Here is a 21,993-nt window from a genome sequence, read left to right as displayed (position 1 = left end):
TTTGACCAATTTTGTAACAGGGAAGGTTCTATCTGATGGATGTGCTCAAATTTCTCCTGCGCTTACCGTTCACCGTGCTGAAAGCACTGTGCTGGCTGCTCTCGCGCCTTTTTCGCGTGCTGGGACTGTTGCTGCGCCCGCTGCTGGGTGAGATCAACTGGCGCGGCCCAGGCTGGGTTTCACCCCTTAAAGCAGGCTTCGCCCGGCTTGAGCAGGGGATTGACCGACATCCGAAGACCATTGCCCTGAGTGTGCTGCTGCTGGCGGCTGCAGGTGTTGCCAGCGTGTATGGCTGGCAGTGGTGGCAGAACCGACCTAAACCGATTGACGTTGCCCCGCTGGCCATCCAGAACAGCAGGGTAGAGGTCGTCAACCCGGAAGGGATTGACTACACCGCCGCAAAACCTGCCGTGCAGGTGCTCACCCTGAGGTTCAATCAGTCGGTTGCCCCGGTCACGCTGGTCGGAAAAAAGGTCAGCGCAGGGATTAGCCTGAAGCCCGCCTTAGCCGGGGAATGGCAGTGGCAGAATGCCTGGACGCTGATTTTCACCCCGCAGCAGCCGCTGCCAATGGGGGCGAGCTATGAGGCGACTCTTGAGCCTGACACTTTGCTGGCCCCGCAAATCCGTATTGAACAGACGCGCCACCGCTTCATTGTGCCTGCTTTTGACTATCAAATTGGCAGCAGCGAGTACTATCAGGACCCGCAGGACAGCAGCCAGCACAGCGCTATTTTCAATATCAAATTCAACGCGCCGGCCGATGTGCAGAGCGTGGAAAAACAGTTGTCGCTCGGCCTGAGCGCCGCGCAGGGGCAGCCAGAACAGCCGCTTAAGTTCAGCGTAACCTGGGATGAAAAGAAACTGAATGCCTGGGTGCGTTCCACTGCGCTACAGCCAATGGATCACGGCGGAGCTGTGCATTTGCAGGTGAGCAGCGGGGTGAAATCCTCACGTCCTGGCAATCCGGTGACGCGTAAAAGTGATGGATGGGTGACGGTCCCGAATCTCTACAGCCTTAGCCTGAGTGATGTCAGTGCGGAAGTGGTCGATAAACCCGGCAGCCAGGGCGAACGCGCACTGATTGTTGGCTTTAGCGATGCCGTACGTGACAACGATGTTCGCAAAGGGGTGAAAGCCTGGCTGTTGCCACAGAAGGACCCACGTCGTCCGGCCAGTGAGCAAACAGAAGAAGAATTCATTCCCTGGGATGTGAGCAATATCGATCAGAGCGTGATTAACCGCTCTCCGGTCGTGTCGCTCAGCCTGAACGAAGCAGAAGAAACCTGGCAACCGCAGTTCAGCTTCAAATTTGATGCCCCGGCAAAACGTTATTTGCTGGTGTCGGTGGATGCTGCGATGACGTCCAATGGTGGCTACAAAATGCCGGAAAAACAGTGGCGCGTGGTTCAGGTGCCAGACTATCCGAAGCTGCTGCAGTTTGCCGCTCAGGGGGCGCTACTGTCAGTTAACGGCGATAAACGCATTAGCGTGGCCGCACGTAACGTGCCGGGGCTGCGCGTGGACATCAAACGTGTTATTCCCAGCCAGTTGCAGCATATCGTCTCATTTAAAAGCCGCCAGTTCGCTTCGGCTGATTTCAATCGCCTGAACGACGAATACTTCACCGAGCGCTTTCGTTATCAGACGCCGGTGAATAATGATAAACCCGGTGAGGTCAGCTATCAGGGCATCGACCTGTCGCGCTATCTCTCAACCCGTCCCGATTCCCATCGCGGCATCTTCCTGCTGACCCTGTCTGAATGGTCTCCACAGCAGAAAGAGGCCCAGCCTCAGGAAGAGGAGTATCAGGAAGAGGAATCGCAGCAGGCGATCACCGGGGATTCACGCTTTGTGGTGGTGACCGATCTGGGCATCATTGCCAAACGTTCGCAGGATAAAACGCGTGACCTGTTTGTGCAGTCGATCAGCGGCGGTCAGCCAGTGGCGGGTGCGCAGGTCTCGGTCGTGGCGAAGAACGGTGAAAAACTGCTGACCCGTCAGACGGGCAGCGATGGTCACGTCAGTTTCCCGTCGCTGGAGGTGTATACCAACGAACGTGAACCGGTGATGTTCCTGGTGGAAAAAGAGGGGGATGTCTCCTTCCTGCCGACCGGCCGTGACAACGATCGTGGCCTCGATTTCTCCCGTTTTGATGTGTATGGCGAAACCACACCGGACGATACCCGCACTCTCGGAAGCTATCTGTTCTCTGATCGTGGTGTCTATCGCCCGGGCGATACCTTCCATATCGGTCTGATCACCCGCGCCGCCGACTGGTCCGTGCCGGTAGGCGGCATTCCGGTTCGCGCTGAAATTCGCGACCCGCGCGATAAACTGATGCGTACCGTTCCGTTGACCCTCAGCACCAGCGGATTTAACGAACTGAGTTTTACCACGGAAGAAAGCTCGCCTACGGGCGAATGGAATATCTATCTCTATCTGCCGGGTAAAGACGACGACTCAACACGCCTGCTCGGCAGCACGGCGGTTAACGTCAAAGAGTTCGAACCGGATCAGCTCAAGGTCAAGCTGACCCTGACCCCCGACCATCAGCAAGGCTGGGTCAAGCCGGATGCACTGAAAGCCAATATTGATGTCCAGAACCTGTTCGGCACCCCGGCACAGGGGCGCCGTGTGGCGTCCAAAATGACGCTGCGTCCCGTCTACCCGGCGTTCGATCGCTATGCAGATTACGCCTTCTATGAAGCGCGTTCGGCCAGTGACGGTTATGAAACTGAACTGGAAGACAGCACCACGGATGATAACGGTGCGGCAGCGATTAAACTGGATCTGAGCGGTTTCGGTGAGTCGACCTATCAGCTGCAATTACTGTCGGAAGCCTTTGTCGCTGGCGGCGGTCGTTCAGTGGCAGCTACCGCCCGTACGCTGGTCTCTCCGTATGATTATCTGATTGGTGTGAAAGCCGATGGAGAGTTGGGTTACATTCATCAAAATGCCCAGCGCAACGTGAATCTGATCGCGATTAATCCGTCGCTGGATACCATTGCGCTTAACGGCCTGACGCTGCGCCTGTTAGAGCAAAAATATCTGTCGGTGCTGACGCGTCAGGAGTCCGGTGTCTATAAATATCAATCCAGGCTGAAAGAGATCCCGGTTTCCGATGCTGCATTTGACTTGCCTGCCAGCGGTCACTCGATGGCACTGGCGACCAATAAGCCCGGTGATTTCGTGCTGGTGGTAGAAAATGCCAAAGGTGAGGTGCTGAACCGCATCGCTTATAGCGTGGCGGGTGAAGCCAACCTGACCCGTTCGCTCGATCGTAATGCCGAACTGAAACTAAAGCTAAACAGCGACAAGTATCAGCCGGGCAGTGAAATTGAAGTGGCGATCAACGCACCCTATACCGGCAGCGGCCTGATCACCATTGAAAAAGATCGTGTCTACAGCTGGCAGTGGTTCCACACCACCACCACTAACTCGGTGCAGAAGATCCGCATTCCGGCAGAGCTTGAGGGCAATGCCTATATTAACGTGCAGTTCGTCCGTGATATTAACTCGGATGAGATCTTCATGAGCCCGCTCAGTTATGGTGTGATGCCGTTTAAAATCAGTAATGAAGCGCGGAAAAACACCCTGAAACTCGATGTGCCAGAGGTGATTAAGCCAGGTGAAGATCTCACCATTAACGTCACCACGGATGCCCCGCAGCAGGTGGCCGTTTTTGCCGTAGATGAAGGGATCTTGCAGGTGGCGCGTTATCGTCTGACCGATCCCCTGGATTACTTCTTCCGCAAGCGTGAACTGAACGTTGAGAGCTCGCAGATTCTTGATCTGATCCTGCCAGAGTTCAGCAAGCTGATGTCGCTGACTTCTGCCCCAGGCGGTGATGGCGGTGAAGGCCTCGATCTACACCTCAACCCGTTCAAACGTAAACGGGACAAGCCGGTGGCGTACTGGTCGGGGATCACCGAAGTGAACGGCCACGCACAGTTTACTTATCCGGTGCCGGACTATTTCAACGGTAAAATTCGGGTGATGGCGATTTCGGTCACGCCAGAAAAAATAGGTAAAGCGCAAACAGGCACCACCGTGCGTGACAACTTTATTCTGACGCCGAACGTCCCCTCAATGGTCGCTCCGGGGGATGAATTTGACGTCAGCGTGGGCGTGAGTAATAACCTGGAAGGCCTGGGTGATGGCAAACTGCCGGTGGCAATCAAGGTGACGCCTCCGCCGCAGCTGGAAGTGGTCGGGCAGCCGGAACAGTCGCTTGAACTGGCGGCTAAGCATGAGGGTGTGGTCAACTTCCGTCTGCGTGCTAAATCTGAATTGGGTGATGCGCCACTGGTCTTTAGTGCGCAATACAGTGATAAAACCAGCCGCCGGACGATCAGTACCTCGGTACGCCCGGCAATGCCGTTCCGAATCCAGACGGTGATGGGACGCATGAGCGGGAATCAGCAGCAGGTGGATAATTTACGCCAGATGTTCGGTGCTTATGCACAGCGTCAGGCTGCGGTCTCGAACTCACCGCTGGTGTTAACCAGCGGGCTGGCAAGTTATCTGGCGGACTACCCGTACTACTGCTCTGAACAGATTGTCAGCCAGTCGATCCCGCTGTTGCTGCAGAGTGAACACCCGGAACTGCGTGGCAATCTGGATGCGGATAAAGTGCGTCAGCAGCTGAAAGGCATTCTCGACGTGTTGCGTTCACGCCAGAACGCTGACGGTGCTGTCGGGCTGTGGATGGCGTCACCACAGGCCGATCCGTTTATCACACCGTATGTGGTGCAGTACCTGCTGGAGGCGAAAGCCGCCGGTTATCCGCTGCCTGCCGGTATGCTGGACGATGCCAATGTTGCACTGCGCGTACTGGCGGCCAACGGTTATGAAGACCTCTACCACCTTCGCCTGCGCGCCTGGGCCGTTTATCTGCTTACGCGGCAGGGCGAAATCACCACGAATGCGCTGGCCTCAGTGCAGGAGACACTGAAAAAACGCTACCCGGACAGCTGGCAAACCGATCTCAGTGCGCTGTATCTCGCTTCCTCATGGCGCTTACTCAAGGCCGATGATGAAGCTGAACGGTTGCTGGCGCCGGGTTGGAAGGCGCTGGACAAGGCCTATAACAAAAGCTGGTGGACGCAAAACTACTACGATCCGCTGGTGCAGGATGCGACCCGGTTGTACCTGATTACCCGTCACTTCCCGGAAAAAGTATCGGCTATCCCGCCACAACTGCTGGAAAATATGGTGCAGGCACTGAGGGAAGAGCGTTACACGACCTTCTCCGCGGCGATGAGCATTCTGGCGCTGGAAAGTTACTCAGAACAGGTGGCACAACAAAACGATCCGCAGGCGCTGACGATTAACCAACTGGGGCGTGACAATAAAGTTCCTCAGCTGATTTCTGCGCTAAAGGGGCGGTTTGCACAGGGTAACTTCAGTGGGGATGCGGCTTCTGTTCAGTTCCGCAATGCAGGAAACGCACCCGCCTGGTATGTGGTCACACAGGCCGGTTATGACCTCGCTGCACCAGAGAAAGCGATCAGCCGTGGGCTGGAAATCAGCCGCGATTACACCGATGCCGCAGGTAAAACGGTCGACAAGGTCTCACTCGGTCAGACCATTAACGTGCATCTGAAAATCCGTGCGAATTCAAAAGCAGCGCTGAGTAATCTGGCGATAGTTGACCTGTTGCCGGGTGGATTTGAAGTGGTCCAGCAAACGCCTCCACCGCCAGAGACGGATGATGAGGAACAGCAGGATGCATCTTCTGCAGGCTGGCAGTCGCCGCTGGCGGCAAGCGGATCAACCTGGGCACCTGACTTCAGCGACATTCGTGAAGATCGTGTGATCATCTATGGCAGTGCCACCACGGAACTGCAGGAGTTTGTTTACCAAATCAAAGCCACCAACACCGGAAGTTTTGTCATTCCTCCGGCGTACGGTGAAGCGATGTATGACCGTGAAATTCAGGCGATGTCAGCCAGCGCAGGCAAGATTGATGTGGTACCGGCTGAATAGCCGGGCTTCGGGTAGCATGAACACATGAAACGTCTGTTGCAAAATCTGGCAATGGCGCTGGGATTACTGGCGCTGCTGGTGGCAGGCTTTCGTTTGTGGCCACATCCGCCGTTATCACAAGGTGTCCCGCTGTCCACGGCATGGTATGACCGTCATGGCACATTGCTAAGGCTGTCGCTGGCCAGCGACGATCGCTATCGTCAGTGGACGCCTCTGGAGGCGATTTCGCCGTTGGCGGTGGACGGACTGTTGCTGCATGAAGATCGCTGGTTCTGGTACAACCCCGGCGTAAACCCGCTAAGCCTGGCGCGGGGCTTCTGGCGCAGCTATGTGCTGGGCGGCAATAAGCAGGGCGGATCGACCATCACCATGCAACTGGCGCGCATGGTGTGGCAACTGAATACCCGATCGCCAAAAGGCAAGATAGTTCAGGTGTTGCGCGCCCTTCAGCTTGAACTCAGTTACTCCAAACACGATATCCTGGAAGCCTATCTGAATTACGCTCCGTATGGGCGTAACATCGAAAGTATTGGTGCAGCCAGCCTGATCTACTTTGCCAAACCCCCTGCACAGTTGACGCTGGCAGAGGCGTTGACGCTGGCGGTACTGCCTCAGTCACCCAGTTTGCGTATTAATCCTCGCAGTGATGAAGTCAGCCCGCCGCTGATGCAGGCGCGCAACCGCTTGTTCCTGCGCTGGCAGCAGCATTATTCCACCGACCACAGCCAGCAAGCGCTGTTCCAGCTGCCGTTAGCCCTGCGTCAGCCGCAGGATTTACCTTTTATCGCACCGCACTTCATTGAACAGTTGCAAATCGGAGAGCGTCAACCCCGAGTGGACACCACGCTGGATGCCAGTCTGCAACGGCTGGTTGAAAGACAGGTCAACGCGTTTATTCGTCGTAATCAGAGCCGGGGGATTCATAATACCGCCGTACTGATGGTGGACAGCCGCGATATGGGAGTACGTGCTATGGTCGGCTCGGCCGACTATTACAACCGCCAGATTCAGGGGCAGGTGAATGGCACAAACGCTAAACGTTCCCCAGGTTCCGCGTTGAAGCCCTTTATTTATGCACTGGGGATGGAGCAGGGCGTGCTGCATCCGATGACCGTTCTGAAAGATGTGCCTTACTCCTTCGGCAGCTATGCGCCCGAGAACTTTGACCGCCGCTTCCTCGGGCCGGTGACTGCGACCGACGCCCTCAATTTCAGCCGAAATATTCCGGCGGTGACCATTGCTTCACGGCTGCGCCAGCCGGGTTTCTATCAGTTTTTACAGTTGGCGGGTATCAGTAATCTTGCCAGCGAAAAACATTATGGACTGTCGCTGGTGCTGGGGGGGGGAGAGGTGACTGCCCAGGAACTGGCGAAACTCTATGCGATGCTGGCTAACCGGGGCGAAGTTCGCGCGCTGCGGCTGCGTCAGCAGGACCCTCAGTCGCCGGCATTTCGCCTGCTGAGTGAAGAGGCCAGTTTTATGACGCTGGATATTCTGCGTCAGCACCGCCGCCCTGGCGATACATTAGCGCAGCGCCCGTCATCGCTTCCTGTTTACTGGAAAACCGGCACCTCCTGGGGCTTTCGCGACGCATGGAGCGTCGGTATTTTTGGTCCTTATGTGCTGGTGGTGTGGCAGGGGAACTTTAACGGGCAGGGCAATAACGCGTTTGTCGGCGTTGAGGCTGCCGCACCGTTGTTTTTCAATATTATCGACAGTGTGATTGCCAGCTATCCGGGACTGAGTGAGCCTAAGCATCGCTTCCCGGTGCATCTGAAACGTGTGGAAATCTGCCTGCCGAGTGGCGATCTGCCCACGCAGTGGTGCCAGCAGCGCGGCAAAAGCTGGTTTATTCCGGGTAAATCCCCGATTAAAGTGGATACGGTTTACCGCCCCTTACGTATTGATAATCAGAGTGGGCAACCCGTCTGTGCCCCCTGGGATACAGAGACCAGCCATATTGAAGTGTTTGAGTTCTGGCCCTCCGATCTTGCCAACGTCTTTATGCAAGCCGGGTTGCCCAAGCGCCAGCCGCCAGCGGTTACCTGCCAGCAGGGCGCAGTGGGAGGAGATGCACCACGCATAACGTCGCCGTTGAAGAACACCACTTACCAGCTGCGTCAGTCGCAGAAAGGGCGGGACAATATCAGTTTCAGCGCGGTGACCGATGCGGACAGTGCCACTGTTTACTGGTTTGTTGATGATGTTTATCTTGGTAGCAGTGCCAGTAAAACGCCCCTCGACTGGCGGCCCTCCCGTCCGGGAAAATATCGTATTCGTGCGGTAGACGACCGTGGCCGTGCCGACAGTCGTCTGATTAATGTGGCGTTGATCAACTAATTTCAGACGGATCCCCAGGCGCTTTTCTGGTCATCAATCCACGGGCTGCGTAAAATAGCCGCAGGTGGGGAAAAAATGTCGCGATGAGGATCGGGTTTTTCATTAAATTATTGAATCTCCGATAGGCATCTCTCGCGATGCCCCCTATAATCTGCGGCCATTTTCCCGGCCGGGAACCGTTTTCGCGGCTAAACTCGAAAGATAATACAGGGGTCAACAATGACTATTGAGCGTACATTTTCCATCGTAAAACCAAACGCTGTGGCAAAGAATGTTATCGGTGCCATCTTCAACCGTTTTGAAAGCGCTGGCTTCAAAATCGTTGGCAGCAAAATGCTGCACCTGAGCAAAGAGCAGGCTGAAGGTTTCTACGCTGAACACCAGGGTAAACCTTTCTTTGATGGCCTGGTTGAATTCATGACCTCTGGTCCGGTTGTTGTTTCCGTACTGGAAGGCGAAAATGCCGTACAGCGTCACCGTGACCTGATGGGTGCAACTAACCCGGCGAACGCGCTGGCGGGTACGCTGCGTGCTGACTACGCAGACAGCTTCACAGAGAACGCGACTCACGGTTCTGATTCTGCTGAATCTGCTGCCCGTGAAATCGCTTACTTCTTCGGCGAAGGCGAAATCTGCCCGCGTACCCGTTAATTCGGTTGCCTGACGGAAAAGGGTTTACAAAAAAAGTGTGTTTGCTGCTTTAACCCTCACGAAGTCATGAGTACAATAATGCGCCCCTGACGTTGTGTTCAGGGGCGCTTCTATTTTATTAACTCCAAACCCAGAGCCATAACGTGTAACAACGAGGCCAGAGAATATTATGTCAGAACTTATTGTGACGCCGTCGTCCGAATCTCCTGCAATTGCCATCCCTAAAAAAGACAAAATCAACCTGCTCGATCTCAATCGTCAGCAGATGCGTGAGTTTTTTGCCAGCATGGGTGAAAAACCGTTTCGTGCCGATCAGGTGATGAAATGGATCTATCACTACTGCTGTGATGATTTCGATGAGATGACCGACATCAACAAGGTTTTCCGTAACAGGCTGAAAGAGGTCGCTGAAATACGCGCACCAGAAGTCGCGGAAGAACAACGCTCAGCCGATGGCACCATTAAATGGGCCATTCAGGTGGGTGGGCAGCAGGTAGAAACCGTCTACATTCCAGAAAAAGATCGCGCCACGCTGTGTGTCTCTTCCCAGGTGGGCTGTGCGCTGGAATGCAAATTCTGTTCAACGGCGCAGCAGGGCTTTAACCGTAACCTGCGTGTATCCGAAATTATTGGTCAGGTATGGCGTGCAGCTAAAATAATCGGTGCCGCCAAAGTCACTGGCCAGCGCCCTATCACCAACGTGGTGATGATGGGGATGGGTGAGCCATTGCTCAACCTGACCAATGTGGTTCCGGCAATGGAAATTATGCTGGATGATTTTGGCTTTGGCCTGTCAAAACGCCGCGTGACGCTATCCACGTCGGGTGTAGTTCCTGCGCTGGATAAGCTGGGCGATATGATCGATGTGGCGCTGGCGATCTCGCTGCATGCGCCTAATGACACAATTCGTGACGAAATTGTACCGATCAACAAAAAGTACAATATTGCGACGTTCCTGGCATCCGTCAGCCGTTATATCGGCAAGTCTAATGCTAATCAAGGGCGTGTGACCATCGAGTACGTGATGCTCGATCACATCAATGACAGCACTGATAATGCGCATGAATTGGCCGCGTTGTTAAAAGATACGCCGTGCAAAATTAACCTGATCCCGTGGAACCCCTTCCCGGCAGCACCTTATGGTCGCAGTTCGAACAGTCGCATCGATCGCTTCTCTAAAGTGTTGATGGATTACGGTTTTACTACTATTGTGCGTAAAACCCGTGGTGATGATATTGATGCCGCGTGCGGTCAGTTGGCAGGTGACGTTATTGACCGTACTAAGCGCACGCTGAAAAAGAAATTGGCTGGAGAAGCCATCTCTGTGAAGGCGCTCTGAAACCCGGTGTTTTCCTGCCTAATATCCGTATTGAACCTGGCAATATTGGCGTACGATAAGTGGCTGATAAAAACAGGGAGAGACAGGGATGCGGGCAGGGATAATCGCCTTTGTGCTGATAATGTTGCTGGCGGGATGTCAGACTTCGCCACAGCCAGATGCACTGGTTGAAACACGGATTCAGTTGGGAATGGCCTGGTTGGCGCGCGGTAACAATGATGCTGCACGCAGGAATTTGCAGCGTGCAATCGCCATTGCACCAGGCGATTACCGTACCCAACTGGCGATGGCTCGCTACCAGCAGCAGACAGGCAATAACAGCATGGCGCAGCAACATTATCGTCACGCCCTGAAATTAGCAGCGCAAAACAGCTATGTGCTTAATAATTACGGTGCGTTTCTCTGCGGATTAGGGCAGTATGATGCGGCACAACGGCTGTTCAGCAGGGCAATGGATGATTCAGCAAATGGGCTTCGTGCCGACAGTGTTGAAAATTCCGGCTATTGTTTTTTGAATGCCGGCCAGCATGAAAAAGCGCGAGAAGCGCTGAAGGATGCGGTGAAAATCGATCCGACCAAAGGAATGCTAATGCTGGCAGAAGCCGAAAGGCGATTTGGAAAGGGGAGTCGTGCAGATTCACGGCTCCTGTTAGATGTTTATCAACACAACTTTCCTGTTTCGGCAGAAAGCCTGTGGTTAGAGATTCGCTTCGCCGCGCAGGTCAATCAGCCCGATGAAGTTCATTATTATGGGGCTCAACTTGCGCGAATTTTTCCACAATCGATACAGTACCAGCATTTCTTAGCTAATGAATACTGAAGCCACTCAAGACAAACCTAACGTAAATTCAACAGGCGAGCGCCTGCGTGGTGCCCGTGAACTCATGGGCCTGACTCAGCAGAATGTTGCTGAACGCCTCTGCCTGAAACTTTCCACTGTTCGTGATATTGAAGAGGACAAGTCGCCTGCCGACCTGGCATCGACCTTTTTGCGTGGCTATATCCGTTCTTACGCGCGTTTGGTTCGCGTGCCGGAAGAAGAGCTGCTACCGATGATGGCCAAGCAGGCCCCGGTCAGAGCCGCGAAAGTTGAACCGATGCAAAGTTTTTCCCTCGGTAAACGCCGCAAAAAACGCGACGGCTGGTTGATGATTTTCACCTGGCTGGTGTTGTTTGTGGTGGTGGGATTGACGGGAGCCTGGTGGTGGCAGAATCACAAAGCCGCTCAGGATGATCTGGTTTCAATGGCCGATCAAAACGCGTCGTCCGAAGGGGATAACAGTCAGTCGATCCCTTTGACCGACAGTAATGCCAACAGCGCCACTGATAGCAGTGGGCAAACGGCCATTCCACTGGATACCACACCAGCAGCAGATTCTGCGAACACGGGCAGCACTCCAGCTGCCACGGCGCAGGTACCTGCGGCAAATACTCAGGCTGATAATTCTCAGCCTGCTGTGGTTTCACCAAGTCAGGCACCGGCTGAGGCCGGTGTCAGTGGGCAACTGCCTACCAGCAGCGCCGGCGTCAGCCAGCCTGCTGTTGACCCAAACGCCGTAGTTATGACTTTTTCCAGCGATTGCTGGCTGGAAGTAACCGATGCAGCAGGCAAGAAACTGTTCAGCGGTATTCAGCGTAGTGGTGGTAAACTCAGCCTTGCCGGCACCGCCCCCTATCGTTTGAAGATTGGTGCGCCGGCCGCAGTACAGATCGAATATCAGGGTAAACCTGTCGATCTGAGTCGTTTCATCCGTACTAACCAGGTTGCTCGCCTGACTATCGGTGCGCAATAACGCATCTTCCTCTGGTCGCGAGTGATTGTGGAGAAAGAATATGCATAACGAAGCACCCATTACCCGTCGCAAATCAAAGCGCATTTACGTCGGCAAGGTGCCCGTGGGTGACGGTGCACCTATTGCCGTCCAGTCCATGACCAATACCCGCACTACCGACGTTGCCGCTACGGTCGCTCAGATCAAAGCTCTGGAGCGCGTTGGTGTCGATATCGTGCGTGTGTCCGTACCAACGATGGATGCCGCAGAAGCTTTCCGTCTTATCAAACAGCAGGTAAATGTCCCGCTGGTCGCTGATATCCATTTTGACTACCGTATTGCCCTTAAAGTTGCCGAATATGGCGTGGACTGTCTGCGCATCAACCCCGGCAACATTGGTAATGAAGAGCGTATTCGCTCTGTGGTGGATTGCGCGCGTCATTACAATATTCCCATCCGCATTGGTGTTAACGGCGGATCGCTGGAAAAAGATTTGCAGGAAAAGTACGGTGAGCCCACTCCGCAGGCGCTGCTGGAATCCGCGATGCGTCATGTGGACATCCTCGATCGCCTCAACTTTGATATGTTCAAAGTCAGTGTGAAAGCCTCCGACGTGTTCCTGGCCGTTGAGTCCTATCGACTTCTGGCGAAGCAGATCGACCAGCCGCTGCATTTGGGCATCACCGAAGCGGGTGGTGCACGTGCGGGTGCCGTCAAATCGGCCATTGGCCTGGGGTTGCTACTGTCGGAAGGCATCGGCGATACGTTGCGTATCTCGCTGGCGGCCGACCCGATTGAAGAAGTAAAAGTCGGCTTCGATATCCTTAAGTCGCTGCGTATTCGCGCGCGCGGTATCAACTTTATCGCCTGCCCAACCTGTTCACGTCAGGAATTTGACGTGATCGGCACGGTGAATGCGTTAGAAGAGCGGCTGGAAGATATCATCACACCGATGGATATTTCGATTATCGGCTGTGTGGTGAACGGCCCGGGTGAAGCCACCGTTTCCACGATGGGCGTCACTGGCGGCAGCAAGAAAAGCGGTTTCTACGAAGATGGCGTGCGTCTGCGCGAGCGTCTGGATAACGACAATATGATCGATCAGTTGGAAGCCCGCATTCGTGCGAAAGCCACCATACTGGACGCATCGCGCCGGATTGATGTCCAGCAGGTCGAAAAATAAACTGCAAGGGGCGGCCTTTTATTTCGGTCGCCCCTTGCTGAATCAAATTGATGAGAGAAAACTAGTGGCGAAGAATATCCAGGCCATTCGCGGCATGAACGACTATTTACCTGCTGATACCGTGGTATGGCAGCGTATCGAACAGATCCTCAAGCAGGTGCTGGGCAGCTATGGATTCAGCGAAATTCGCCTGCCGATTGTAGAGCAGACCCCGTTATTCAAACGCGCTATCGGTGAAGTGACCGATGTGGTTGAAAAAGAGATGTACACCTTTGATGACCGCAACGGTGAAAGCCTGACGCTGCGTCCTGAAGGTACCGCGGGTTGTGTACGCGCGGGCATTGAACACGGTCTGCTGTACAATCAGGAACAGCGTCTGTGGTATATCGGCCCGATGTTCCGCTATGAGCGTCCACAAAAAGGGCGTTATCGTCAGTTCCATCAGATTGGTGCTGAAGTGTTTGGTCTGCAAGGCCCGGACATCGATGCGGAACTGATCATGATGACGGCCCGCTGGTGGAAAGCACTGGGTATCTCTGAGCATGTCAGCCTGGAGCTGAACTCCATCGGTTCACTGGAAGCCCGTGCCAATTACCGTGATGCGCTGGTGGCCTTCCTCGAACAGCATATTGACGTGCTGGATGAAGACTGCAAACGCCGCATGTATACTAACCCGCTGCGCGTGCTGGATAGCAAAAACCCGGATGTTCAGGCACTGCTGAATGATGCACCAACGCTCGGTGATTATTTGGATGACGAGTCCCGCGAGCATTTCGCCGGGCTGTGCAGCCTGCTCGATGCAGCCGGTATTGCTTATACCGTCAACCAGCGTCTGGTGCGTGGCCTCGACTATTACAACCGGACCGTGTTTGAATGGGTGACCAGCAGCCTCGGTTCACAGGGCACCGTCTGTGCCGGTGGACGTTATGATGGCCTGGTTGAACAGTTGGGTGGACGTGCAACCCCGGCGGTCGGTTTTGCGATGGGCCTGGAACGTCTGGTCCTGCTGGTGCAGGCGGTTAATCCAGAATTTGAACCGACGCGTATTGTTGATGTCTATGTTATCGCTTCGGGTCAGGGCGTACAGAGCGCGGCGATGCTGCTGGCAGAACAGCTGCGTGACGCGCTGCCGGAACTGAAGCTAATGACTAACTTTGGTGGCGGTAACTTCAAGAAGCAGTTTGCCCGTGCAGACAAGTGGGGCGCCCGCATTGCACTGGTACTCGGTGAAGATGAAGTGGCCAATGGCCAACTGGTGATTAAAGATTTGCGTAACGGCGAGCAACAAACGCTGGCACAAAGTGCTGCGGCAGCTACGCTGGCATCGATGTTACAGCGTTAAGCCTCTGCGGCGGCACGATTTAAAGGAGTAGGATTGCGTGGAAGTGTATAGCAACGAGAACGAACAGGTAGATGCGCTGAAGAACTTCTTTGCTCAGAATGGCAAAGCGTTAGTGGTTGGCGTTGTTCTGGGCGTCGGCGCATTACTGGGCTGGCGTTACTGGAGTAATCATCAGGACAGCGGATCGCGTGAAGTGTCCGCGTCTTATCAGCAGGTGACGTCGGCGCTGGACGCCACGAAACCCGCTTCGCTTGACGCAGTAGCTAAATTTGCCAGCGAAAACAGCAATACCTACGGTGCACTGGCTTCTCTGGATTTGGCAAAACGCTATATTGACAACAATCAGTTGGATAAAGCGGTAGACCAGTTGCAGAGCGGCCTCAAGAGCACCAAAGATGCTAACTTGCAGTCGGTTCTGAACCTGCGCCTTGCACGCATCCAGTTACAGCAGAAGCAGCCTGACGCCGTGTTGAAAACACTGGAAAGCGTTAAAGGTGACGGCTGGGCAGCTATCGTGGCTGATGTACGCGGTGAAGCGTTACTCAGCAAAGGCGATGTCAAAGGCGCACGCGATGCGTGGAGCAAAGGAATCGCTTCTGATGCGTCTTCGACGCTGAAAGAGATGCTGCAAATGAAAGTGAATAATCTGCCGGGCTAAATAGCTCCTTGTACATTTGGCCTTACAGGCACAAGAGGGATTTCATGGAATTGCGTAAGTTACTTCTGCCGGGACTGATGTCAGTCACCTTGCTCAGCGGATGTTCATGGTTCAGCGGTGAAGAAGATGTTGTCAAAATGTCACCGTTGCCGACAGTGCAGAATCAGTTCGAACCAGAAAAAGTCTGGAGCACCTCAGTGGGCAATGGCGTAGGTGATTTCTACTCCAACCTGCACCCGGCCTGGTCTGAGAATACCGTCTATGCCGCTGACCGCCACGGTGTGGTCAAAGCGCTGAACTCAGGCGATGGCAAAGAACAGTGGAAAGTCGACCTGGCAGAAAAAACCGGTTGGTTATCCAGCAATATTCCCGCGCTGCTCTCCGGTGGCCTGACCGTTGATGCGGGTCATGTCTATGTCGGTAGTGAGCGTGGTCAGGTTTATGCGCTGAACACCAGCGATGGCTCTATCGCCTGGCAGACTAAAGCGGCCGGTGAAGTGTTGTCCCGTCCGGTTGTCAGCGATGGCCTGGTGCTGGTTCATACCAGCAACGGCATGCTGCAAGGTCTGGATCAGACCAGCGGTAACATCAAGTGGACCGTTAACCTCGACGTGCCAGCCCTGAGTCTGCGCGGTGAGTCTGCACCTGCGACGGCCTTTGGTGCTGCCATTGTTGGTGGTGATAACGGCCGCGTCAGCGCGGTGATTATGAACCAGGGCCAGATTATCTGGCAGCAGCGTATCTCCCAGCCAAGTGGTGCGACGGAAATCGATCGCCTGGCCGACGTAGACACAACGCCGGTTATCGTTAACGGTGTCGTGTATGCCTTAGCCTATAACGGTAATTTGACCGCGCTGGACCTGCGTTCAGGCCAGATTCTGTGGAAACGCGAAATCGGTTCCGTTCACGACATGATCGTCGACGGTGGCCGCATCTTCCTGGTAGACCAGGATGACCGTGTGATTGCACTGAATACCGACGGTGGCGTGAGCCTGTGGCGCCAGAGCGATCTGCTGCACCGTAACCTGACATCACCCGTTCTGTATAATGGCTATCTGGTCGTCGGTGACAGCGAAGGTTATCTGCACTGGATCAATACTGACGATGGCCGTTTTGTTGCTCAACAGAAACTGGACAGCTCCGGTTTCCAGACCGAACCGGTTGTTGCCAGCGACAAGCTGCTTATTCAGTCTAAAGACGGTGAGGTTTACGCGATTACGCGTTAATTCCTCAGCAAGTCTGTGCCCCACAGAATTCAGCCTGCCGCGACTGCAGCGGGCTGAAAGTTGAAGGGTAAGCGGCTCCTGATTGTTCAGGGGCCGTTTTGTTTTATCCAAGGCGTGTTATTCTAGGCGCCATCGGCCTGAGTACAGCGGCAGTTTATCTGCCGGAACAGCGAATAATATCGCAGCCAGGCGCTTATTTTTTAGTTATGAGGCTTCACTATGGTACCTGTGGTCGCGCTTGTCGGGCGTCCCAATGTGGGAAAATCCACCCTGTTTAACCGTTTAACGCGTACACGAGATGCGCTGGTGGCGGATTTTCCAGGGCTGACTCGAGATCGCAAATATGGTCGCGCCGAAATAGAAGGGCGTGAGTTTATTTGTATCGATACCGGTGGTATCGACGGCAACGAAGAGGGCGTGGAAACACGCATGGCGGAACAGTCGCTGTTGGCGATTGAAGAAGCCGATGTTGTGCTGTTTATGGTCGATGCGCGTGCCGGGCTGATGCCTGCTGACACCGCTATTGCCAAGCACCTGCGTTCGCGCGATAAGCCAACCTTTATCGTTGCCAACAAAACCGATGGCCTGGATGCCGACTCTGCCGTGGTCGATTTCTGGTCACTCGGTCTGGGCGAAATCCATCCGATTGCTGCTTCCCACGGGCGTGGTGTCACCAGCCTGCTGGAACTGGTATTGCTGCCATGGATGGATGTTGTTGCGCCAGAACGTGAGCTGACGGAAGAAGAAGAAAACGAAGCCTACTGGGCGGAGTTTGCGGCAAAAGAAGCCAAAGCCAACGGCGAAATGCCGGAAGACGAAGAAGATGATTTCAACCCGCTGGATCTGCCGATCAAGCTGGCGATTGTCGGTCGTCCGAACGTAGGTAAGTCAACGCTCACTAACCGTATTCTCGGTGAAGAGCGCGTGGTGGTTTACGACATGCCGGGTACCACGCGTGACAGTATTTATATCCCGATGGAGCGTGACGGGCGTGAATATGTCCTGATCGATACGGCCGGGGTGCGTAAACGCGGAAAAATCACTGAAACCGTTGAAAAGTTCTCGGTGATCAAAACCCTGAAAGCGATTGAAGATGCCAACGTTGTTCTGCTGGTCATTGATGCGCACGAAGGCATTTCCGATCAGGACCTCTCACTGCTGGGCTTTATCCTCAATAGTGGGCGCTCACTGGTGATTGTGGTCAACAAGTGGGATGGTCTGTCACAGGAAATCCGTGATGAAGTGAAAGAGCAACTGGACTACCGTCTGGGCTTTATCGACTTCGCCCGTATTCACTTTATCTCTGCTCTGCACGGCAGTGGCGTGGGTAACCTGTTTGAATCGGTGACCGAAGCTTACGACTGTTCAACACGTCGTGTTAACACCTCCATGTTGACGCGTATTATGAACATGGCTGCCGATGACCATCAGCCGCCGCTGGTGCGTAGCCGCCGCGTGAAGCTGAAATATGCCCACGCCGGGGGATATAACCCACCGATTGTGGTCATCCACGGAAACCAGGTGAAAGATCTGCCGGACTCCTACAAACGTTATCTGATGAACTACTTCCGTCGTTCACTGGAAATCATGGGTACGCCAATCCGTATTCAGTTCAAAGAGGGTGAGAACCCTTATGAAGGCAAACGTAACCTGCTGACGCCAAATCAGCAGCGTAAGCGCCAGCGCTTAATGAGCCATCTGAAAAAGAACAAACGTTGATCCACAAGGGGGCCTGATGGCCCCCTTTGTTTTATGCTGAAAAGCAAAGACGATGGAGAAACCCGATGGACAGACTTTGCCCGCATTGCCAGCACCCCCTCACGACCACGGACAGCGGTGTTTTCTGCCCGCACTGCCAGCATCATTTCGTTGCCTGTTGCCCTGATTGCCATCTTCCTCTGACTGTCCTGAAAGCCTGTGGCGCAGTGGACTACTTCTGTGAGCATGGGCACGGCTTGATGTCCAAAAAACACCTGCTATTACTCCCCGTTGATAATCCATAAACCCCGGAAATAATCACGATAATCATTTTGTGCGATTTCCCGTCTATAGTTATCGAAGATAGACGGGTTGTTAATTTTCTGTTTATCAGATTATGAACCTGGTGGTACAATCCTGCCGCTTGCTACCGGTGCTCAGCCACGTCAGCCGTGAGGTCAGAGCATCAGCGGTGAAAGCAGGACGGGATCGCTTCCGTGTAACATGTTAATAAAAATAAGGTATTCATAAAAAGCTGCCTTATTTTCTCCAGGAGTATTTCTGCTATGCCTCAAATAAATGCCGGGTCATCTAAATGGCTGGGCCTGTGGTGTTTCTTGCTGGGATTAATTTTACTGGCAACAGGCCTTTACTTTGTCATTGGTGGGGGAAAATTAGTTTCACTCGGTGGGAGCTGGTATTTCGTGATTGCCGGTATTGTCACCGTGCTGTCCGCCATCCAGTTCTTCCGTCGCCGGGCTTCCGCAGTGGTGATTTTTGCTCTGGTGTTTATTGGTTCCGCCATCTGGGCTGTGCTGGATGCCGGTATCGACTTCTGGCCGCTGGTTTCCCGCCTGATGTTCCTGGCAGGTATGCTGCTGCTGGCGTTGATCACCTGGCCGTCTCTGCGCAAACATGAAGGCAAACCTGCCTGCGCGAAAGGGGCTTATGGCCTTGGCGTGGTGACCGTGGTTGGCCTGCTGGCAACCCTTTATGGCATGTTCCAGCCGCATCCGACCGTCGCAAATGGTCAGGAGTTGCCGCTGGTGCCCGTTGATAAGTCAACGGAGCAGAAAAACTGGGATAACTACGGTAACACCGCAGGCGGTAGCCGCTTTGTGGCTCTGGACCAGATCACCCGCGATAACGTGAAAGATCTGAAACCTGTCTGGACCTACCACACCGGTGATATCCCGGAAAGCCCGACCGGCAGCGGCGCTGAAGATCAGCAAACGCCATTGCAGATTGGTGATCGCGTATTCCTCTGTACTCCGCATAACAACGTGATTGCTCTGGATGCTGATACTGGTAAGCAGCTCTGGAAAACCGAGATTAACGCACAGTCTCAGGTCTGGAACCGCTGCCGTGGCCTGGCCTATTTCGATGTCAGCAAACCGCTGGAACAGCCTACCGTTCCTGACTCAACGCCTGTCACACCTGTGACGCTGGCTGCGGGCGATACCTGTCAGCGCCGTATTCTGATGAACACCATCGATGCGCGTCTGGTCGCGATCAACGCCGACAATGGTGAAATGTGCCAGAACTTCGGTGACAAAGGTTTTGTTGACCTGAAAGCCGGCCTTGGCGATGCCAGCGATCCGAAATATCAGTTAACCTCAGCGCCAACGCTGGCCGGTACGACCGTTGTCGTCGGTGGCCGCGTAGCGGATAACGTGCAGACTGATATGCCTGGCGGCGTACTGCGCGGCTTTGATGTGATCACCGGTGAAATGCGTTGGGCCTTTGATCCGGGCAACCAGGATCCAAATGCGAAACTGGAAGAGGGTAAAACCTTCGTTCGCAGCACGCCGAACTCCTGGGCACCGATGTCCTATGACGCGGGCATGAACACCGTGTTCCTGCCGATGGGAAGCTCTTCTGTAGATCTGTGGGGGGCGAACCGTAACGCGCTGGATCATAAATACGGTGCTTCGATTCTGGCACTGGATGCGACCACCGGTAAAGAGAAGTGGGTTTATCAGACCGTGCATAACGATCTGTGGGACTTCGATATTCCGATGCAACCAAGCCTGATCGACTTCCCACAGAAAGATGGCAGCACGAAGCCAGCGGTGGTGTTTGGTACGAAAGCGGGCCAGATCTTTGTGCTGGACCGTCTGACGGGGCAGCCTCTGACGGAAGTGAAGGAAGTGCCGGTTAAACCAGGTAACATCCCGAACGAGCAGTACACCCCAACGCAGCCGAAATCCGTAGGTATGCCGGAGATTGGTGCGGGTACGCTGAAAGAGTCTGACATGTGGGGCGCGACGCCATTTGATCAGCTGGCTTGCCGTATTGGTTTCAAATCCATGCGTTACGATGGCCTGTACACTGTACCGGGGACTGACCTCTCTCTTAGCTTCCCGGGATCGCTGGGTGGCATGAATTGGGGCAGCCTGTCGACCGATCCGAATAACCACTACATCTTCGCCAATGACATGCGTCTGGGCCTGTGGGTGCAGATGGTGCCGGTGAAAGCCGATGCGAAAGCCAGCGATGGCGGTGAAGCGGTTAACACTGGTATGGGGGCCGTTCCGCTGAAAGGCACGCCGTATGCCGTGAACAAAAACCGCTTTATGTCGCCAATGGGTATCCCTTGCCAGAAGCCACCATTTGGTACGCTTTCGGCTATCGACCTGAAAACACAGAAAGTGGTATGGCAGGTTCCGGTTGGCACCGTGCAAGACACCGGTCCGCTAGGCGTGAAAATGCATGCACCGATGCCGGTAGGTATGCCGACACTGGGCGGTACGCTGGCAACACAGGGCGGCCTGGTGTTTATCGCAGGAACGCAGGATTACTACCTGCGTGCATTCGATACCTCAACCGGTAAAGAAGTATGGAAAGCCCGTCTGCCAGTGGGCAGCCAGGGTGGCCCGATGAGCTACAAATCACCGAAAACCGGTAAGCAGTACATCATCATCTCTGCGGGCGGTGCGCGTCAGTCCCCCGATCGTGGTGACTATGTGATCGCTTACGCACTGGACAAATAAGGCGCAGCGACTCACTCGCTAACCTGATGTCAAAAAAGCCCCTTCATCGCTGAAGGGGCTTTTTTTGTCGGTCACTTTGTGGAGTTAACACTATCCGTCCTGGATGAGAGGGTAAAATCATGCAATTATCGGGTCTTTTGAGCCAGGGCGGGAAACACTAAGCGCGCTGTTATAATTGAGTCATAACGTTTATCCCCTCTGATAATGAATAAAAGGAGAGATTAATGGAAAAGATAGAAAACCTGATAATAACACTGAAACAGTGCATTCCAGCATTGGATACCGCGCCATTACAGAGCGAAAAACCACTTAATGATGAGCAGTTTACGCTCTTAGAGTGGCTGTATAAGCACCTTAGCGCGCAAAACCTCATGGTCTATGAGGAATGGAAAGAATACACCGGTGATATTCCCGCATTAAAAACGCTGTCTGATTTATCGATGCCTGAAGCACCCGCGGACTTTATTTTTTCAGCTATCGAGAAAATAGATTGGTCAACAGCCAGTATTGATCCCTATGAGATAGCCTATTTCGTGCCCTGGCTCGAGCATATTAATTTTTATTTAAAGCCGCACGCATTAAGGTTAATCACCCTGCTGCCATTTGAAAATGCCTATATTTTCTGTGTGCGGGATGATGAAGTCTTACTGCAAAAACTGGAGGCAAGCCTGCAAGCTTTTGACATGGGCATCCATGACCGGCAGCCAATGGATCAACAACAGGTATTAGCGGACATCGAACAGCTGATTTCTGAATAACGAGCCGCACCAGACATTCGCCGGAGAAAAGAGTCAGACGGCC

General features: G+C 54.1%; 14 protein-coding genes. All 14 read left to right on the top strand.

Going from position 1 to position 21,993, the window contains the following annotated elements:
• The first annotated feature begins 35 nt into the window (after window positions 1–35).
• The 14 genes from WH277_RS22655 (at window position 36) to WH277_RS22590 (ending at window position 21,950) form a co-directional block, all read left to right on the top strand.
• The gene (locus tag WH277_RS22655; protein WP_339507002.1) at window positions 36–5,990 is read left to right on the top strand and encodes an alpha-2-macroglobulin family protein; all 5,955 of its coding nucleotides are present in this window, start codon (window positions 36–38) and stop codon (window positions 5,988–5,990) included.
• Between the two features lie 24 nt (window positions 5,991–6,014).
• On the top strand, window positions 6,015–8,330 hold the full coding sequence (pbpC, locus tag WH277_RS22650; RefSeq protein ID WP_227534940.1) for a penicillin-binding protein 1C: 2,316 nt from the start codon (window positions 6,015–6,017) through the stop codon (window positions 8,328–8,330).
• 219 nt (window positions 8,331–8,549) lie between these two features.
• Window positions 8,550–8,981, top strand: a complete 432-nt coding sequence (ndk, locus tag WH277_RS22645; protein ID WP_062744669.1) for a nucleoside-diphosphate kinase — start codon at window positions 8,550–8,552, stop codon at window positions 8,979–8,981.
• A gap of 169 nt (window positions 8,982–9,150) precedes the next feature.
• Entirely contained in the window at window positions 9,151–10,320 is a 1,170-nt protein-coding gene (locus WH277_RS22640) for a bifunctional tRNA (adenosine(37)-C2)-methyltransferase TrmG/ribosomal RNA large subunit methyltransferase RlmN (RefSeq protein WP_339507000.1), read from the top strand.
• 88 nt (window positions 10,321–10,408) lie between these two features.
• The gene (pilW, locus tag WH277_RS22635) at window positions 10,409–11,140 is read left to right on the top strand and encodes a type IV pilus biogenesis/stability protein PilW (RefSeq protein WP_133845865.1); all 732 of its coding nucleotides are present in this window, start codon (window positions 10,409–10,411) and stop codon (window positions 11,138–11,140) included.
• A complete protein-coding gene (gene rodZ, locus WH277_RS22630) occupies window positions 11,130–12,113 on the top strand; it encodes a cytoskeleton protein RodZ (protein ID WP_133845866.1) in 984 nt (327 codons plus the stop codon). Before pilW ends, rodZ begins: the two co-directional genes overlap by 11 nt.
• A 40-nt stretch (window positions 12,114–12,153) precedes the next feature.
• On the top strand, window positions 12,154–13,275 hold the full coding sequence (gene ispG / locus WH277_RS22625) for a flavodoxin-dependent (E)-4-hydroxy-3-methylbut-2-enyl-diphosphate synthase (protein WP_133845867.1): 1,122 nt from the start codon (window positions 12,154–12,156) through the stop codon (window positions 13,273–13,275).
• A 64-nt stretch (window positions 13,276–13,339) separates the two neighbouring features.
• Window positions 13,340–14,617 (top strand): histidine--tRNA ligase, encoded by a 1,278-nt coding sequence (gene hisS, locus WH277_RS22620; protein ID WP_133845868.1) that lies wholly within the window; start codon window positions 13,340–13,342, stop codon window positions 14,615–14,617.
• A gap of 37 nt (window positions 14,618–14,654) precedes the next feature.
• Entirely contained in the window at window positions 14,655–15,275 is a 621-nt protein-coding gene (locus WH277_RS22615; RefSeq protein WP_133845869.1) for a YfgM family protein, read from the top strand.
• 44 nt (window positions 15,276–15,319) lie between these two features.
• The gene (gene bamB / locus WH277_RS22610) at window positions 15,320–16,501 is read left to right on the top strand and encodes an outer membrane protein assembly factor BamB (RefSeq protein ID WP_133845870.1); all 1,182 of its coding nucleotides are present in this window, start codon (window positions 15,320–15,322) and stop codon (window positions 16,499–16,501) included.
• A gap of 219 nt (window positions 16,502–16,720) precedes the next feature.
• Window positions 16,721–18,220, top strand: coding sequence for a ribosome biogenesis GTPase Der (gene der / locus WH277_RS22605; protein WP_133845871.1), 1,500 nt, complete (start codon window positions 16,721–16,723; stop codon window positions 18,218–18,220).
• A 65-nt stretch (window positions 18,221–18,285) separates the two neighbouring features.
• Window positions 18,286–18,504 carry a zinc ribbon domain-containing protein gene (locus WH277_RS22600; protein WP_133845872.1) on the top strand — a complete coding sequence of 73 codons (219 nt, stop codon included), beginning with the start codon at window positions 18,286–18,288 and terminating at the stop codon, window positions 18,502–18,504.
• Between the two features lie 261 nt (window positions 18,505–18,765).
• On the top strand, window positions 18,766–21,192 hold the full coding sequence (locus WH277_RS22595) for a glucose/quinate/shikimate family membrane-bound PQQ-dependent dehydrogenase (RefSeq protein WP_133845873.1): 2,427 nt from the start codon (window positions 18,766–18,768) through the stop codon (window positions 21,190–21,192).
• 224 nt (window positions 21,193–21,416) lie between these two features.
• Window positions 21,417–21,950 (top strand): hypothetical protein, encoded by a 534-nt coding sequence (locus WH277_RS22590; RefSeq protein ID WP_159338041.1) that lies wholly within the window; start codon window positions 21,417–21,419, stop codon window positions 21,948–21,950.
• Window positions 21,951–21,993 lie beyond the last annotated feature (43 nt).

The sequence above is a fragment of the Erwinia sp. MYb416 genome (assembly GCF_037479575.1).
GTDB lineage: Bacteria > Pseudomonadota > Gammaproteobacteria > Enterobacterales > Enterobacteriaceae > Erwinia > Erwinia rhapontici.
The sequence above is the reverse complement of the archived record's forward strand: the minus strand, read 5'-3'. Positions and strand labels throughout refer to the sequence as shown.